Source organism: Kitasatospora sp. NPDC049285, assembly GCF_040678815.1.
Classification (GTDB): Bacteria; Actinomycetota; Actinomycetes; order Streptomycetales; family Streptomycetaceae; genus Kitasatospora.
Map to the genome: position 1 here is coordinate 1 of NZ_JBFAQR010000140.1, position 2146 is coordinate 2146.

Consider the following 2146-nt stretch of genomic DNA (forward strand, 5'->3'; position numbering starts at 1 on the left):
CGGCGCCCCCCCGCCCACCCCGGGGCCCCGCGGGGGGCGGGGGGGGGGGGGGGGGCCGCGGGGGCGCGGGGGGGGGGGGGCCCCCCCCCCCCCCCCCCCCACTCCACCAGCGACCGGAGTTCCGCGCCGCGCCCTTCGAGAACGGGCGCGGGCGGCAGCTTCGACGGCGCCCGCCCGGTCCGGCCGGCCGGCTGCCCCTCACGCGGCGGTCCGGACCGGCCCAGCAGCGCGGAGACCGGCGCTCCGCGCAGCATCCGCTCGTGCAGCCGCCGCAGCGGCTCGGCCGGCTCGGTGCCGTGGTCCGCCCGGATCCTGCGGCTGGTGTCGCGGAACAGGGCCAGCGCCTCCGCCTGCCGCCCGCTGCCGTAGAGCGCCGTCATCAGCTGCCCGGCGAGCCGCTCGTCCTGCGGGCGCTGCTCCACCAGCGGGGCCAGTTCCGGTACGAGGTCCGCGAACCTGCCGAGCCGCAGCTCGAGTTCGACCCTGGCCGCGGTGGTGGCCAGCCACTGGTCGTACATGGTGGTCCGGGTCAGCTGGGGCCAGACGCCGGGCAGACCGGCCAGCGGCTCGCCCTGCCAGAGGTCCTGGGCCCGGGCGAACGCCTCGAGTGCCTGCCGGTCCGCACCGGTCTCCGCCAGGTGGCGTGCCTCCTTGCCGAGCCGCAGGTACAGCTGCCAGTCGACCTGGTCGGGCCGGGCGTTCAGCTGGTACGTCCCGCGGCGTGAGGCGAGCTCGACGGGTGGCGCGCCGGCGGCCGCGGCCCGGGCGTTGGCCTCGCGCAGGACGGTGCGCAGCTTGGAAACGTAGCTCTGCAGGGTGCCGGCCGCGCTCGGCGGGGGCTGGTCGTCCCAGAGCCGCTCGGCCAGGACGGCGGCCGAGACCGGGCGGTTCAGGTCCAGGGCGAGGCAGGCCAGCAGGGCCCGGGCCTTGTGCGAACTGATCGTCAACGGTCGTCCTTCGACCGAGAGTTCGACAGTTCCCAGAAGATGGACGTGCAATCGAATGCCCCCCGTCGCCTGTTCCCCGGACGCGCAGGAGGCGAGCATGGCATGGGCGCGGGCGGCGATCCATAGCACTGCGGTGATTCGGAGTTCTGCTCAATCCGAATACTCTTCATGCTTATCGTGGCTTTCCGGTATACAGCGGACCCCCACCCGGGGCGCTCCCCCGCGCGCCCCGCGCCGTGCCGACCGATGCTCTAACTGGCGGAAGGAGAACCGGAGTTGACGGACCATACCGATCGCACGCCGAACTCCCCAGCTCAGCCGCATCCCATTCCGGGGGACGAGTACCGCAACACGCTGGCGGGGCGGGCGAGAGTCGAGGGGAGCGTCGTCCAGGCCCGGGACATCCATGGGGGCGTACACATTCGAATGCACGCTCCGGCGCAGCTTCCGATTCCCCGTCAGCTTCCGCCCGCCCCTGTGCACCTCCTCGGCCGCCGCCCCGAATTCGCCGCCCTCGACGAGGCCGCCGCGGACGCGGCGCCGGAGCGGGGCGGGCCGGTGGTGGTGCTGCACGGGCCGGCCGGGGTCGGGAAGAGCGCACTTGCCGTCAGCTGGTTACGGGAGCGGACCGACCGGTTCCCCGACGGGCTGCTCTACGCCGACCTGCGCGGACACGCGCCCGGCGGACCCGCCGACCCGGCCGAGGCGCTCGGCGGGTTCCTGCGCGCCCTCGGCCGGCGCACCGTCCCCGCCGACCTCGCCGAGGTGAGCGCGCTGTGGCGCTCCACCGCCGCACCGCTGCGGCTGGCCGTCCTGCTGGACGGCGCGGCCAGCGCCGCGCAGGTCAGGCCGCTGCTGGCGGGAGCGGCCCACACCGTCACCGTGGTCACCAGCCGGACCAGGCTGACCGGGCTGGCCCTGGACGGCGCACGGCTGCACGGCGTCGGGCTGCTCGACGCCGACCACGCCACCGCCGTCCTCGCCCAGCGGGTCGGCGCCGAGCGGATGGCCGCCGAACCACGGGCCGCCGCCGCGGTGGTGGAGCACTGCGCCGGCCTGCCGCTCGCCCTGTGCGTGGCCGGCGCCCGGATCGCCGCCCGCCCGCGCCACCCGCTGTCCGCCACTGCGGAGGCGCTGCGCCGCGAGGCGGACCGGCTGGCCGCGCTGCGGCTGGACGGCGACGCCGCCACCGCCGTCGA

Annotated in this window: 2 protein-coding genes; one reads left to right on the top strand and one right to left on the bottom strand. The window is 76.4% G+C overall.

Going from position 1 to position 2146, the window contains the following annotated elements; translation table 11 throughout:
• A partial coding sequence (locus AB0K51_RS34760; protein ID WP_363462284.1) for an AfsR/SARP family transcriptional regulator occupies positions 1-947 on the bottom strand: 947 nt, incomplete at its 3' end.
• A 477-nt stretch (positions 948-1424) separates the two neighbouring features.
• Between AB0K51_RS34760 and AB0K51_RS34765 the strand changes: the two genes are divergently transcribed.
• The coding region (locus tag AB0K51_RS34765) for an AAA family ATPase (RefSeq protein ID WP_363462286.1) at positions 1425-2146 on the top strand (722 nt) is incomplete at its 3' end.